At 60.1% G+C, this 15156-nt stretch carries 11 protein-coding genes; 10 read left to right on the plus strand and 1 reads right to left on the minus strand.

All coding sequences use genetic code 11. The features are described 5' to 3' along the window. The first annotated feature begins 15 nt into the window (after positions 1 to 15). The 8 genes from DXB53_RS00505 (at position 16) to DXB53_RS00540 (ending at position 8120) form a co-directional block, all read left to right on the plus strand. Positions 16 to 1182, plus strand: a complete 1167-nt coding sequence (locus DXB53_RS00505) for an ABC transporter substrate-binding protein (protein WP_117582910.1) — start codon at positions 16 to 18, stop codon at positions 1180 to 1182. 271 nt (positions 1183 to 1453) lie between these two features. Further along, complete coding sequence (locus DXB53_RS00510) at positions 1454 to 2641, plus strand: ABC transporter substrate-binding protein (protein ID WP_117582911.1); 1188 nt, start codon at positions 1454 to 1456, stop codon at positions 2639 to 2641. Between the two features lie 139 nt (positions 2642 to 2780). Continuing rightward, positions 2781 to 3662 (plus strand): branched-chain amino acid ABC transporter permease, encoded by an 882-nt coding sequence (locus DXB53_RS00515; RefSeq protein WP_117582912.1) that lies wholly within the window; start codon positions 2781 to 2783, stop codon positions 3660 to 3662. 9 nt (positions 3663 to 3671) lie between these two features. Beyond that, complete coding sequence (locus tag DXB53_RS00520; RefSeq protein ID WP_117582913.1) at positions 3672 to 4751, plus strand: branched-chain amino acid ABC transporter permease; 1080 nt, start codon at positions 3672 to 3674, stop codon at positions 4749 to 4751. Continuing rightward, complete coding sequence (locus DXB53_RS00525; RefSeq protein ID WP_117582914.1) at positions 4741 to 5601, plus strand: ABC transporter ATP-binding protein; 861 nt, start codon at positions 4741 to 4743, stop codon at positions 5599 to 5601. The genes DXB53_RS00520 and DXB53_RS00525 overlap by 11 nt, the downstream gene beginning before the upstream one ends. 12 nt (positions 5602 to 5613) lie before the next feature. Next, a complete protein-coding gene (locus DXB53_RS00530) occupies positions 5614 to 6315 on the plus strand; it encodes an ABC transporter ATP-binding protein (protein ID WP_035137222.1) in 702 nt (233 codons plus the stop codon). A 326-nt stretch (positions 6316 to 6641) separates the two neighbouring features. Next, positions 6642 to 7319, plus strand: a complete 678-nt coding sequence (locus tag DXB53_RS00535; RefSeq protein ID WP_117582915.1) for a copper homeostasis protein CutC — start codon at positions 6642 to 6644, stop codon at positions 7317 to 7319. 3 nt (positions 7320 to 7322) lie between these two features. Further along, positions 7323 to 8120: a DUF4931 domain-containing protein gene (locus DXB53_RS00540; protein WP_117582916.1), complete on the plus strand. Its 798-nt coding sequence runs from the start codon at positions 7323 to 7325 to the stop codon at positions 8118 to 8120. 30 nt (positions 8121 to 8150) lie between these two features. Here the strand turns inward: DXB53_RS00540 and DXB53_RS00545 are convergent, their stop codons facing one another. Further along, on the minus strand, positions 8151 to 9149 hold the full coding sequence (locus tag DXB53_RS00545; RefSeq protein WP_117582917.1) for a bile acid:sodium symporter family protein: 999 nt from the start codon (positions 9147 to 9149) through the stop codon (positions 8151 to 8153). A 275-nt stretch (positions 9150 to 9424) separates the two neighbouring features. Here DXB53_RS00545 and recJ point away from each other — a divergent pair, with 275 nt between their 5' ends. Both recJ and DXB53_RS00555 read left to right on the plus strand, forming a co-directional pair. Continuing rightward, the gene (recJ, locus tag DXB53_RS00550; protein ID WP_117582918.1) at positions 9425 to 12712 is read left to right on the plus strand and encodes a single-stranded-DNA-specific exonuclease RecJ; all 3288 of its coding nucleotides are present in this window, start codon (positions 9425 to 9427) and stop codon (positions 12710 to 12712) included. Between the two features lie 15 nt (positions 12713 to 12727). After that, on the plus strand, positions 12728 to 15088 hold the full coding sequence (locus DXB53_RS00555) for a bifunctional (p)ppGpp synthetase/guanosine-3',5'-bis(diphosphate) 3'-pyrophosphohydrolase (RefSeq protein WP_117582919.1): 2361 nt from the start codon (positions 12728 to 12730) through the stop codon (positions 15086 to 15088). Positions 15089 to 15156 lie beyond the last annotated feature (68 nt).

The following is a 15156-nucleotide window of genomic DNA, read 5'->3' on the forward strand; positions in this document are numbered from 1 at the left end:
GAAAAAGGGGACACCATGTTCAACATCAACAGCACGCTCAGCCGTAGGAACTTTCTCGCCGGCGCTGCGGCGCTCGGCAGCACCGCCGCACTCGCTGGTTGCTCGTCGGGTGGCTCGGACGGCGGCACCGCCGATGACGGCAAGACCTTCAAGATTGGCGTTATCGGCCCTCTGACCGGCGCCGCGGCAACCTATGGCGTTTCGGCCGAGAAGGGTGCCAAGCTTGCCGCCAAGGATTTCTCGACCAAGGACCTCAAACTCTCGCTTAAGTCCGAGGATGACGTCGCCGACGGCGAGAAGGCTATCAACGCCTTCAATACCCTGTGCGACTGGGGCATGCAGGCGCTCGTCGGCCCCGTCACGACTGGTGCCGCCGTCGCTGTCTCGGGCGAGATCGCCGACGATATGCTCATGGTCACGCCCTCTGCTTCGTCCCTCGACGTCACCAAGGACAAGACCACGGTTTTCCAGGTTTGCTTTACCGACCCCACCATGGGCGCGAGTGCTGCCAAGTTTTTGGCCGAGAAGTATGCAGACGCCAAGATCGCCCTGTTCTACAACTCCGGCGATACGTACAGCTCGGGTGTTGCCGATGCCTTTGCCGAGCAGGCCAAGGAGTCCAAACTTGATATCGTCGATGCCGAGACCTTTAAGGACGACTCCTCCACGAGCTTTACCAACCAGCTCACCAAGGCCAAGGAGGCCGGCGCCACGCTCATCTTTGCGCCGATCTACTACACGCCGGCGTCCGTTTTGCTCAAGAACGCCAAGGACATGGGATACGACATGACCCTCATGGGTACCGACGGCATGGACGGCCTGCTCTCCGTTGAGGGCTTCGACACCTCCCTTGCCGAGGGCGTGCTGCTCATGACCCCGTTCTCTGCCGACGATGAGAAGAACGCCGACTTCGTCAAGGCATATAAGGACGCCTACGACGAGACGCCCAACCAGTTTGCCGCCGATGCCTATGACTGCGTCCATGCGATTGTCGAGGCTATCGATAAGGCAGACATCGATATTACGGCCGACGGCGCCGACATTGCCGGCGACCTCGCCAAGGCCATGCGTAAAATCAAGATCGAGGGCCTGACGGGCGAGCTCACGTGGAACGACGAGGGCCAAGTCGAAAAGCCTGCTACGGCCTATGTGATTCAGGACGGCAAGTACATCGCTGCCTAAGTGTGCATAAAGCGCAACCGATGAGGCAGTTTTATTCAGGGCGGGGTCGCCTGTAACAGAATGGAAACATTACTTTTACACAATAAAGTGGCATTACTGCATAAAAAAATAGAAATACGCAGAAATATGGATAAATGAACAAATCCAAAGAAAAGTTGAAATAATCGCCACTTTTCCTAACTAAAGCGTCTACTATTTTGCGAACGCCGAACACGGCGAAGGATGGCCTGTCGGGCAACCAAAACCCGACGAGATTTGAGAGGAGAGCCGCATGTCGAGCCTCACCGGTAAGTCATTGAACCCTGTTATGAATCGCAGGAGCGTTATCGCGAGCGCAGCAGGTCTGGGGGCGATGTCCATTCTAGCGGGCTGCTCCTCCAACGGCGGCGACAGTGGTTCCGCTTCGGGCGACGCTTCGTTTAAGATCGGCACCATCGGCCCGCTGACCGGCGCCAACGCGTCCTACGGCAAGTCTGTTACCCAGGGCGTCGAGCTTGGCTGCAAGGACTTCTCCACCAAGGAGCTGCCGCTTGCCAGCAAGGCCGAGGATGACCAGGCCGATGGCGAGAAGGCCGTCAACGCCTTCAACACCCTGCTCGACTGGGGCATGCAGGCCCTCGTCGGCCCGACCACCACGGGCGCGTCGGTTGCCGTTGCCGCCGAGTGTGGTAACGACCCCAAGACGTTCATGATCACCCCGTCCGCGTCCTCCGAGGACGTCACCGACGGCAAGGATTGCGTCTTCCAGGTTTGCTTCACCGACCCCAACCAGGGCGTCAACGCTGCCAAGTTCCTGGCGCAGAAGTATGCGGACGAGAAGTTCGTGCTGTTCTATAACTCCGGCGACGCCTATTCTTCGGGTGTCGCGGATGCCTTTAAGGTTCAGGCTGCTGAGTCCAAGCTCGAGATTGTCGACGAGGAGACCTTTAAGGACGACTCCGCCACGAGCTTTACCAACCAGCTGACCAAGGCCAAGCAGGCCGGCGCCACCATGATCTTTGCGCCGATCTACTACACCCCGGCCTCCGTCCTGCTCAAGAACGCCAAGGACATGGGCTACGACGTCAAGATGATGGGCTGCGACGGCATGGACGGCATCCTGGGCGTTGAGGGCTTCGACACCTCTCTTGCCGAGGGTCTGCTGCTCATGACCCCGTTCTCTGCCGACGACGAGAAGAACGCCGACTTCGTCAACGCTTACAAGGATAAGTACGGCGATACCCCCGACCAGTTTGCCGCTGACGCCTACGACGGTGTGCACGCGGTGGCCGAGGCCCTCAAGGAGGCCGGTCTTGGTGTCGACGCCGACCCGACCGAGGTCGCCGAGAAGCTGTCCAAGGCTATGCTCAAGATTACCGTTGACGGTCTGACCGGCAAGCTCACCTGGAACGATAAGGGTCAGGTCCAGAAGGAGCCCACGGCGTACGTCATCACCGACGGCAAGTACGTACAGGCCTAATAGGCCGCCTTACATAGAGCGGTTTTGATCCCAAGCAGGGGAGGTTTTGGCCTTCCCTGCTTGCTTGGTATCTAGGGACGATGTAACGTCCCTGTTTCATACATCAACTGGAAACCTATTCGAAAGGGGGATGTGGAACATGACAGTCTTTATCCAATACCTGGTCAACGGCCTGTCCATGGGCAGCGTCTACGCCATCATCGCGTTGGGCTACACCATGGTCTACGGTATCGCCAAGATGCTGAACTTCGCTCACGGCGACGTCATCATGGTCGGTGCCTATGTCTCGTTCTGCGCCACGTCGTATCTCGGCCTCCCGGGCTGGGCATCTGTAATTCTCTCTTGTGTGGTCTGCACGGTTCTCGGTGTTCTCATCGAGGGTCTGGCATACAAGCCGCTGCGCCAAGCAGGCCCTCTGGCCGTTCTGATCACGGCCATCGGCGTGTCTTACTTCCTGCAGAACGCCGCGCAGCTTCTGTGGGGCGCCACGCCCAAGAACTTCACTTCGCTCGTCACCTTCCAGGTGCCGGAGTTCTTGGCCAAGTTCAACGTAAGCGCCGTCTCGCTCGTCACCATCGTCGCCTGCCTGGTTATCATGGCCGGCCTGATGTTCTTTACAGGCAAGACCAAGATGGGCAAAGCCATGCGCGCCGTGTCCGAGGACAAGGCCGCCGCTCAGCTCATGGGCATCAACGTCAACCGCACCATCTCGATGACGTTCGCCATCGGCTCCGCCCTTGCCGCCATCGCCGGCGTGCTGCTGTGCTCCTACTCGCCGGTGCTGCAGCCCACGACGGGTGCCATGCCTGGCATCAAGGCCTTCGATGCCGCTGTCTTCGGTGGCATCGGCTCCATCCCCGGTGCCTTTGTCGGTGGCATTCTCATCGGTATCATCGAGGCGATGGCACAGGCTTATATTTCCACGAGCCTTGCCAACTCCATCGTCTTTGGTGTTTTGATCATCGTCCTGCTCGTCAAGCCTGCCGGCCTCTTGGGCAAGTACGTCCCCGAGAAGGTGTAGGTGAGCGTTATGAAGTTTCTTAAAGACAAGCAGACGCGTCACGACTTTGTTACGTACGCCATGTGCCTTGTGGCGTTCGCCATCGTGTTCTTTATGCAGTCTAACCACATGATTCCGCGCATGATCGCCGGTCAGCTGGTTCCCATCACGGCCTATATCGTCATGGCTATCTCCCTTAACCTCGTCGTCGGCATCGCGGGCGACTTGTCGCTGGGCCACGCGGGCTTTATGAGCGTCGGCGCCTATACAGGCATCGTTACCGCGGTCGCCCTCGAGAGCGCCGTTCCCTCCGATCCGATACGTCTTGTCATCAGCATCGTGGTCGGCGCCATCGCTGCCGCCATCCTGGGCTTCTTGATCGGCATCCCGGTCCTTCGCCTGAGCGGCGATTACCTGGCTATCGTGACGCTGGCCTTTGGCGAGATTATCAAAGAGATCGTCACCTGCCTTATCGTGGGCGTCGACTCCCACGGCCTGCATGTGATCTTTAACATCACGGGCAACTCCACGATCGACGACCTGCACCTGCTCGAGGACGGCACCGCCATCATCAAGGGCGCCCAGGGCGCCTCGGGCGTGTCGACGTACTCGACCTTCCTTGCCGGTGCCATCTTGGTCATGGTCGCACTCGTGATCGTGCTCAACCTGGTGCGCAGCCGTACCGGCCGTGCCATCATGGCCGTGCGCGATAACAAGATTGCAGCCGAGTCCGTGGGCATCTCCGTCACCGAGTACCGCATGATCGCCTTCGTGGTTTCCGCCGCTCTCGCCGGCGCTGCCGGAGCCCTCTTCGGCGGCAACTTCTCGCAGCTCTCCGCCACTAAGTTCGACTTCAACACGTCGATTCTGATTCTGGTGTTCGTGGTCTTGGGCGGTCTGGGCAATATGCGCGGCTCCGTCATCGCAGCGGCGTTGCTCACGGTACTTCCCGAGCTGCTCCGTCAGTTCTCGGACTACCGCATGCTCATCTATGCCATCGTGCTGATCCTGGTCATGATCTTTACCAACAACCCGCAGCTTAAAGCGTTCTTCGGTCGCGTCAAGGACCGTTTTGCTTCCAAGAAGGAGGTGGCAGCCGATGCCCAGTAAATTTGAGTTCAACAAGGGCAAGATGGTCCCGTATCCTTCTGGCGCCATCGTTCCCGATCGCGATCTGGGCCAGCGCCCGGCGCTCGAGTGCATCCACCTGGGCATTGAGTTCGGTGGCCTTAAGGCAGTCGACGACTTTAGCCTGACTATCGGCAAGACCGAGATCGCCGGCCTGATTGGCCCCAATGGTGCCGGTAAGACCACGGTCTTCAACCTGCTCACCAAGGTGTACCAGCCCACGCACGGCACCATCCTGCTCGACGGTGAGGACACCTCGGGCAAGTCGGTCTATCAGGTCAACCGCATGGGCATCGCCCGTACGTTCCAAAACATCCGCCTGTTCAACACCATGACGGTGGAGGACAACGTCAAGGTCGGTCTGCACAACCAGGAGCGCTATTCCGGTTTTGAGGGCGTGCTGCGCCTGCCGACGTACTGGAAGCACGAGAAGGCCGCCCATGAGCGTGCCATGGAGCTGCTGTCCATCTTTGATATGGAGCATCTGGCAAGCGAACAGGCCGGCTCGCTGCCTTACGGCGCTCAGCGCCGCCTGGAGATCGTCCGCGCGCTTGCCACCAACCCCAAGCTGCTGCTGCTCGACGAGCCTGCCGCCGGCATGAACCCGTCCGAGACCGCCGAGCTCATGGAGAACATCGTCAAGATTCGCGACACCTTTGGCATTGCCATCATGCTTATCGAGCATGATATGTCGCTCGTCATGAACATCTGCGAGGGCATCTGCGTGCTCAACTTTGGTAAGGTTATCGCCAAGGGCACGGCCGAGGAAATCCAGAACAACGATGCCGTTATCGAGGCATATCTGGGCAAGCAGGATAAGGGGGAGAACTAAATGGCAGAGCCGATGCTTTCCGTCTACAACATCAACGTCTGGTACGGCGCCATCCACGCCATCAAGGACATCTCCTTTAACGTCAACGAGGGCGAGATCGTGGCCCTGATCGGTGCGAACGGTGCCGGCAAGTCCACAACGCTCAAGACGGTCTCGGGCCTGCTGCGCTCTAAGACCGGCTCCATCAAGTTTATGGGCGAGGACATTACCCATACGCCCGCTGATAAGCTGGTTGGTAAGGGCCTGGCTCAGGTTCCCGAGGGACGTCGCGCCTTTTTGCAGATGACGGTCGAGGAGAACCTGGAGATGGGTGCCTATACGCAGCCCAAGTCCACGGTGGCTCCGGGCCTGGAGCGCGTCTACGAGCAGTTCCCGCGCCTGAAGGAACGTCGTCGCCAGGTCGCCGGCACCCTTTCAGGCGGCGAGCAGCAGATGCTCGTTATGGGGCGCGCCCTTATGAGTAACCCCAAACTGCTCATGCTTGACGAGCCTTCCATGGGCCTGGCGCCGATTCTGATTGAGCAGATCTTCCAGATTGTCGAGGACCTGCACAAGGCCGGCACCACGGTGCTTCTGGTCGAGCAGAACGCGCAGATGGCGCTCTCGATCGCCACGCGTGGCTACGTGCTCGAGACCGGCAAGATCACCATGACCGGCACCGGCCAAGAGCTCCTGCACGACGATAACGTGCGTAAAGCCTACCTGGGCGGTTAACTAGTTACGCGGTTTTACCAAACCGCGTAACGGCTCGACGCTGCAAGCCCGCCAGAGCGGCAATCTGCCTTTCAACTTCGGCGGCATGACCAGAAGGTCAATGCCGCCTCGTTTCAAGGCACCTTGCTCGCTCTGGCGGGTTTTCGCTGTCGTTGCCAAAACATCGACGTTGTGGCAGATGCCAACGACTATTCCCTTTAAGTTGCGGTGGAATAGGGACTAAATGGGAGCCTCAGAGGTCAAAAGAGTCCTTATTCCACCGCAACTTCATGGGGGTGTGTGACAATGCCCGTCGGAAAACATCTGCTGTCTTTGGGGGTCTATCTATGCTGTACGAGTTTTGTGCCGAGAACTTTGAGCGTGTGCCGGCGGCTATCGATGCCGGTGCTAAGCGCATCGAGTTGTGCGACAACCTTGCCGTTGGTGGCACTACGCCCTCGGCCGGCGTTATCAGCACTACGGTCAGCTATGCTCACGAGCATGACGCGCGAGTGATGTGCATGATTCGCCCGCGTGGCGGTGACTTTCACTACAATCAGGACGAGCTGCGCATGATGGAGATGGACTTGGGTCTTGCCGTGAGCGCCGGCGTTGACGGCCTGGTCTTTGGCTGCTGCAAGCCCTGTGCCGGCGGCTGGGCGCTCGACGAGCTCACCCTCGGCGCCCTCGTGATGGCTACGGGCTGCGCGACCGAGGAGTGCAAGCGCGGGGTCATCGATATCACCTTCCACATGGCCTTTGACCAGCTCTCGCTCGAGGCTCAGCTCGATGCCATTGACACACTCGCCGACTGCGGCATCACGCGCATCCTGACGCATGGTGGTGCTGCCGGAACGCCGATCGAGGACAACCTGGAGCACCTGTCGCGTCTTGTCGAGTATGCGGGCGACCGCCTGACCATTCTTCCCGGTGGCGGCATTTCCACGGCCAATCGCGATACCGTGGCGGCGGCACTGGGCGTCTCCGAACTCCATGGCACCAAGATCGTGCCGCTGGAGGTATAACCCGTGGCGCTGGTATTTGACGTCCAGCAGGCGAGCGGTAAGCCCGACGATAATCGTCGCCCTGGCACCGCGTGCCCCTTTTGTGACACGGAGGGGCTCGCCAACATCATCCAGCGCGATGGTGACTGCATCTGGCTCGAGAATAGGTTCAAGACCTTGCGCGCCACCCGTCAAACCGTGTTGATTGAATCGGCAGATCACGATGCCGACTTGGTGACCTATGAGCCGGATGAACTCCACCATGTGATGCGGTTTGCTCTGGGCTGTTGGCAGCAGATGATCGATTCCCAGCAGTACCGCAGTGTACTCATGTATAAGAACAAAGGTCCGCTTTCGGGCGGCAGCCTCGTCCATCCACACATGCAGATTGTGGGCTTGGAACAGGAGGACGGCTATGCGGCGCTGACCTTAGCCAACTTTGAAGGCATCGCTGTCTGGCAGCAGGGGAGAATCTCGGTCAACATCTCAACCGAACCGATTATGGGATTCTTTGAGGTCAACGTCTCGGCTCCACAGGGAATCGCCGCCAGCGACGACGCCCGCGACCAAGCCGAAGCGGACCTGTTTGCCGATGCGATTCAGGTGGCCCTGCGCTATATCCTGCACGAGCACCACGGCGGCCGCGCGGAGTCGTACAACTTGTTCTTCTACCACATGGACGGCCGGACCATTGCCAAGGCGCTTCCGCGTTGGGTGGTTTCGCCCTACTTTGTCGGCTATCGTTTGGCCCAGGTTAATGCCGAGACCACGCTCGATATCGATGCTGATCGCCTGCGTGCGCATCTGGAAACGCTCGTATAGCAAGACTAACACCCGCGTAACGCGGACGGTCTAGCGTCCCATGGCGTCGCGGCCGGCCTCGACGCGCTTGCGTTGGGCGGCGCGCTCCTCGCCGGTCAGTCGCTCAAAGAGATGTCCGATAACCGAGGCGAGCACCTGCTGAAACAGCGTTCCGCACATGACGGGAAACACGACTTCGCCTGGAAAGTACTGCGTGGCGATGACGGCGCCCGAAGAGATGTTACGCATGCCGCAGGTAAAGCACATGGTGGTCGTCTCGCTATACGGCAGGTGCAACGCACGGGCGACCAGAAAACCGACGACAAAGCCGCTGATGGCGAAGACCAAAATAAAGAGGGCGACTTCCAAGCGCTCAACATTCATGTGCAACACGTACTCGCTCATGGCGGTGGAGTTGGACGCGATGACCCCCATCATCATGAACTTGCAGGCGGGCGAAAGCGCGGGGGAGAGTTTCTCATGTCCCCATCCGCGCGTGAGCTCGTTGATCACGATGCCGAACACGGCAGGGATGGCGATCATAAAGGCCGTGTTCTGCATCATGCCCGGAACATCGATTGCGACGGTGGCACCCAGCAGGAGCTTCAGCGTGAGCGGAATCGTCACGGGCGAGATGACCGAGGACGTCAGGATGATGGTGAGCGCGAGCGGGCCGTTGCCGCCGAACATGCTAATCCACATAAAGGCGGTGACTGCCACGGGTACGCTGTACTCGAGCGCGATGCCGCAGACAAGGTTTGGGTTGGAACCAAAGAACAGTGAGCTCATGGCATACGCCGCGATGGGGATGAGCACGGCCGAGACAAATAACGCCAAAATCAAATGTAGGGGACGGCGGAACACCTCGGCCACCTGGTGAAAGGTGTTGCTGAGCGCACCTTGGAACGTCATAAAGGCAAACAGGGCGGGAACGATGGGCTTGAGCACGCCGATCTGCCGGGGAAAGAGCACGCCGAGCGTCACGCAAATCGGAACGATGACCTGCATGTGCCCCGCAAGAAACTTGCCCAGTCCAACCCATTGCTTCATATGCTCTTGTGACTCCCTTTGCTCGTGAATCCGTTTTGAATGGATATGCTAGACGCTCGCATGCGTCCGTGCGTCAGAAACGCTCGATTATTTCGAGGGTATTACCGCCCTCGTTTATCGAAACCGCGGCGTGCTGGACGTTGTGCGTCCGCGCTGCACGGTATAATAAATCCGTTCAACAGATCTGCCTGCCGAAGCGGGTATACACAGAGGACTCATCGCTATGAACCGTGAGAGGTATCGCGGCGACCTGCCCCTATCGGGGGTGGGCGCCTATGTCATCGCTTAAGACGACGCATCGCTGGGCAGTCGCTCGGCAAAACCCCGAGCTCGAAAAGGAGCTTTCGGCTGGCCTGGGCATACCCGGGCTGGTGGCGCGCATTATGGTTGCGCACGGCATAACATCCATCGAGGAAGGCCAGCTGTTTTTGACGCCTTCGCTCGATCGCGACTGGGCCGACCCACTCATTATTCCGGGCATGGCGGTCGTTGCCGACCGCGTCGAGCGCGCTATTCGCAACCACGAGCACATCGCGGTCTTTGGCGATTTTGACGTCGACGGCATTACGTCGACTTGTCTGTTGACCGAGGCGCTACGTTCGTTTGGCGCCAACGTCACGCCGTTTATTCCGCATCGCTTTGACGAGGGCTACGGCCTGTCGCGTGCGGCGCTCGACCGCGTCAACGAGCTCGCCCAACCCAACCTGATCGTGACCGTCGATAACGGCATTGCCGCCAAGGAGGAGGTCTCCTATCTGGAGAGCCTGGGGATCGATTTGGTGGTCACGGACCATCACGAGCCGTCCGACCAGGTGCCGCAGGGCGTGCCCCTGACCGACCCCAAGCTCGAGGACGAGGGTCCCTCGCGCGAGCTTGCCGGTGCCGGTGTGGCGCTCAAGCTGGTGCAGGTCCTGGGCGAGCGTTTGGGCAAGCCGTCGTATTGGCGTTCGCTGATCGAGGTCGCGGCGCTGGGCACCGTGTCCGACATGATGCCGCTCACGCCCGAGAATCGCGCACTGGTCGCCGAGGGCATCCAACAGATGCGCGTGACGGCCCGTCCCGGCTATATCGCGCTTGCCGCACTTGCCAAGGCCGACCTTTCTACCATTACGGCCGACGGCCTGTCGTTTTCGCTCATCCCTCGTCTGAATGCTGCCGGCCGCATGGCTGATCCCAAGCTGGCGCTCGACCTGCTGCTTGCCCGCGATCCTATCGAGGCAAGTGCACTGGCAGCCGAGCTCGAGGAAATCAACCGTCAGCGCCGCGAGATCGAGGCGGAGCTCACACGCGACGCCATGGCAAAGGTCGAGGAGACCTATGACGGCGGTCGCGCAATCGTCGTGGGTGGCGAGGGCTGGCACGAGGGCGTCAAGGGTATCGTAGCGAGCCGCCTGACCAACCGTTATCACGTGCCGGCGCTGCTCTTCTCGATTGAGGACGGCGTTGCGCGCGGATCGGGTCGCTCGGTGGGCAAGGTCAACCTGTTCGACGCCGTCGAGCGTTGTTCCGACCTGCTGATTCGTCGCGGCGGACATGCCGGTGCGGTGGGTGTGACCATCGAGGCATCCAAGCTCGATGAGTTCCGCCGCCGCCTTTCCGCCGTGCTATCGGAGCTTCCCGCCGAGGACTTTGAAGACACCGACGAGGTCGCCGCCACCGTCGACCTTTCCGAGCTGAATATCGAGACCATCGAGCAGATCTCCCGTCTTGAGCCGTTTGGCCAGGGCAACAAGGTGCCGCTGCTGGCTGCCGAGGGCGTGACGATGTGCGACCGCGCCGTGGTGGGCAAAACCGGCGAGCACATGCGCTTTGTGGCGACCGATGGCGCCGCGAGTGTGCCGGCCATTATGTTCCGCGTGCCGCAAATCGATAAGCTCATCAACTGCGATAGCGCTGTCGACTTGGTGTTCGAGGCCGTTGCCGAGCATTGGCAGGGGCGTGTGAAGCCCAAGCTCATGATCAAGGATGTTCTGGTCCGCGATACCACGCTGCCCAGCGTCGACGATCCGGCATGCGAGCTTCGTCGTGGCGTGCAGCCGGCGGATTCCGGCCTGCGCCTGGAGTCGCGTAAGCGCGAGACGCTCGCCCAGCTTTCCTATACCGAGCTCACGCGCTCGCTTATCCATAGCTTTATCGGATCGAACCAGCCGCACCGCGCGCAGGTTGAGGCGCTCGATGCCTTGGCCGACCACCAGAGCGTCTTGGCCGTTATGGGAACGGGCCGCGGCAAGTCTCTCATCTTCCATGTACATGCTGCGCGCGAGGCTGTCCTTCGCGGACGTGCGAGCATCTTTGTCTATCCGCTGCGTGCGCTTGTTGCCGACCAGGCCTATCACCTCTCGTCGACGATGGCAGCGCTTGGCATTGGCGTTGGCGTGCTGACCGGCGAGACCGTGGAGGCCGCACGCGATGATGTGTTCGCCGGCCTAGCTTCGGGCCGCACCGGTATCGTGCTCACGACGCCCGAGTTCCTATCTATCCACCGTGACCGCTTCGCGCGTTCGGGCCGCATCGGCTTTGTCGTTATCGATGAGGCGCACCACGCCGGCCTTGCCAAGGGCGGCGACCGCAGCGCCTATCTCGACATGCCCGATATCCTCAAAGCCCTGGGCGACCCGGTTGTTATGGCTGCGACGGCCACCGCGACGGCTCCGGTCGTGGCCGAGCTTGCCCGCATGCTGCCGATTACTCGCACGGTGGTCGACGAGACGGTGCGCGAGAACCTGCAGCTCGAGGACGACCGCGACCTTGCGAGCCGCGAGAATCGTTTGGTGTCGATCGTGGCGACGGGGGAGAAGACCGTCATTTACGTCAATTCGCGCGACCAGTCCGTGGCGCTCGCCAAGACGTTGCGCAAACGCGTGCCAGACTGTGCGACCCATATCGCGTTCTATAACGCCGGGCTCGCGCGTTCCGATCGCCGCCGCGTAGAGGAAGCGTTTCGTGACGGAAACCTCAGTTGCATCGTTTCGACCTCTGCCTTTGGTGAGGGCGTGAACTTGCCCGATATCCGCCATGTCGTGCTCTACCACATGCCCTTTGGCGCCATCGAGTTCAACCAGATGAGCGGACGCGCCGGTCGCGACGGCCAACCTGCCGTGATTCACCTGCTCTATTCGTCGCGTGACGCTCGCATTAACGAGCGCCTACTCGACTGTTACGCGCCCGAGCGCGATGAGCTTGTCACGCTCTATCGAGCGCTGCAGACCATGTGGCGCTCCAACCGTGGCAAGACGGGGGACGATTCATTCTGCGCAAGCGATATCGACATTGCGCAGATGTGCCTTGCCATCGATGCTCGCACGCCGGTCGACGAGCGCTCGGTGGAAAGCGGCCTGGGAATCTTCGAAGAGCTCGGTTTCTGTCGCGTTTCGGGGTTTGACGATACGCGTCGCATCGCGATGGCCGAAAACCCTGGCCGCGTGCAATTGAGCAGGTCAATTCGCTATTTGGAGGGCTTGCGCTCGCGCATGGAGTTCTCGGCTTTCCGGAGCTGGGCGCTCGATTCGTGCGCTTCTGATATGCTAGCCAAAGTTAACCGCCCGATCGTACCGCGGGCCTAGGGGAAGGGGACCTCGATGGATGCCGCAGCCCGTACCGCCCATGATTCCACCCTCCAGCCGTTTTCGGAGATGGAGCACTATAAGCATGCCGATGAGCTGCCGCCCGAGATTATGGCGGACAGCTACGACAAGCTAGAGCGCCTGTGCCTCAAATATATGAATGAGGACGACTTCTCTAAGGTGGAGCAGGCCTATTGCTTTGCTGCCGAGAAGCACTGCAACCAAAAGCGCCGCTCGGGTGAGATGTACATCAACCATCCCGTCGAGGTGGCCATCATTTTGGCCGATCTCAAGATGGACTGCGATGTGGTGTGCGCCGCGCTGTTGCACGATACCGTCGAGGATACCGAGACCTCGCTTGCCGATGTTTCCGGCCTGTTTGGCGATACGGTGGCCGAGCTCGTCGATGGCGTGACCAAGCTCACCAACATCGAAGTCGACAGCATGGACGAGAAGCAGGCCCTCACGCTGCGCAAGATGTTCCTTGCCATGTCCAAGGACATCCGCGTCATTATCGTCAAGCTTGCCGACCGCCTGCATAACATGCGTACGCTGGCGGCCCTTCGCGAGGACCGTCGCCTGTTTAAGGCCCGCGAGACCATGGACGTATACGCGCCCTTGGCCGACCGTCTGGGCATGAGCTCTATCAAGTGGGAACTCGAGGACCTGTCCTTCTTTTACCTGGAGCCCGATGCCTACCAGCGCATCTCGCGCATGGTAGCCGAGTCGCGCGAGGTTCGCGAGCGCTATCTGGCCGAGACTATCAAGACGCTCACCGATGAGCTCAACCGCATTGGCCTGGAGGGCTTTCAGATCAACGGCCGTTCCAAGCACTATTGGTCTATCTATCAAAAGATGAAGCGCAAGGGCAAGGAGTTCTCCGAGATTTACGACCTGGTGGCGCTGCGCGTCATCACCCATTCGGTGCGCGATTGCTATTCCACGCTCGGTGCGGTGCATACGCTGTGGCACCCCATGCCCGGTCGCTTTAAAGACTATATCGCCATGCCCAAGGTCAATAACTACCAATCGCTTCACACGACGGTTATCGGACCCACGGCTCGTCCGCTCGAGATTCAGATTCGAACCTACGAGATGCATGAGCAGGCCGAGTACGGCATTGCCGCCCACTGGCTGTATAAGAAATCGGGCGGATCGTCTGCGTCTAAGACCAATGATGCCCAGCGTCTGGATGACCAGATTAACTGGCTCAAACATTCGCTCGATTGGGCTGCGTCTGATGAGATCACCGACGCCAAGGAATACCTGCATTCGCTGAAGGTCGACCTCTTCGATCAGGAGATTTTCGTCTTTACGCCCAAGGGCGAGGTCATGGCGCTTCGTGCCGGCTCCACGCCGCTCGACTTTGCCTACGCCGTTCACACCGAGGTGGGAAACCACTGCGTCGGCGCTAAGATCAACGGTGCGGTGGCCCCGCTCACGCACGAGATCAAGACGGGCGACCGTGTCGAGATTCTGACCAACAAGAGTTCCAAGCCGTCGCGTGATTGGCTCAAGATCGTTAAGACACCTTCCGCCAAGTCAAAGATCCGCCGTTACTTCGCCGCCGCGACCAAGGACGACGACGCTGCCGCCGGCCGCGATATACTGGCTAAGGACCTGCGCAAGCGCGGATATGGCATCTCTACGCCACGATCCACGCGTGCGCTCAACGCCGTGGCGGAGCAGTTTAACTATAAGCAGCTCGAGGACCTGTTTGCCGCCGTTGGTGCGGGCAAAGTCGCCCCACGTGCCGTTGGCAATAAGGTCGAGCAAATCTTGGACCCCAAACCCGAGGAACAGCTCACCAAGGCCGAGGCTATCGCCGAGGTCGTCAAGCAGCCTGCCCGCGGCTCCAACCGCAAGCCGCAAAAGCGCGGCAAGAGCGCCAGCAACGGCATTATCGTCAAGGGCGAGAGCAACAGCGGCCTGCTGGTCCGTCTGGCCCATTGCTGCAACCCCGTGACGGGCGACGACATCGTCGGCTTCATCACGCGCGGTCGTGGCGTTTCGGTGCATCGCGCCAACTGCCCCAACGTCAAGGGTCTTATGGAGCATCCCGAGCGCATGATCGATGTGGAATGGGACGGCGCTGCCGACACCCTCTTCCAGGTCGAGATCGTGGTCGAGTGCCTGGACCGCATGGGCCTGCTCAAGGATGTCACCATTGCCATTGGCGATGCGGGTGGCAATATCCTTTCTGCCGCCACGTCGACCAACCGCGAGGGTATTGCAACCCTGCGCTTTATGGTCGAGATCTCGGACGCGAGTGGTCTGGATCCGCTGCTGGCCTCTATCAGCAGCGTTGACTCGGTCTACGACGCGCGTCGCTTGATGCCCGGCGAGGGTGGAGCCCAGCTTAAGCGCCGCGTTTAGTCGCGACGAACGTGCCATATTATCGATATTCGCTACACTCGAGGCATCGTTTGATGCCTCGAGTTCTA

Origin of the sequence: Collinsella sp. OM04-5, assembly GCF_003439125.1 — a bacterium.
Classification (GTDB): domain Bacteria; phylum Actinomycetota; class Coriobacteriia; order Coriobacteriales; family Coriobacteriaceae; genus Collinsella.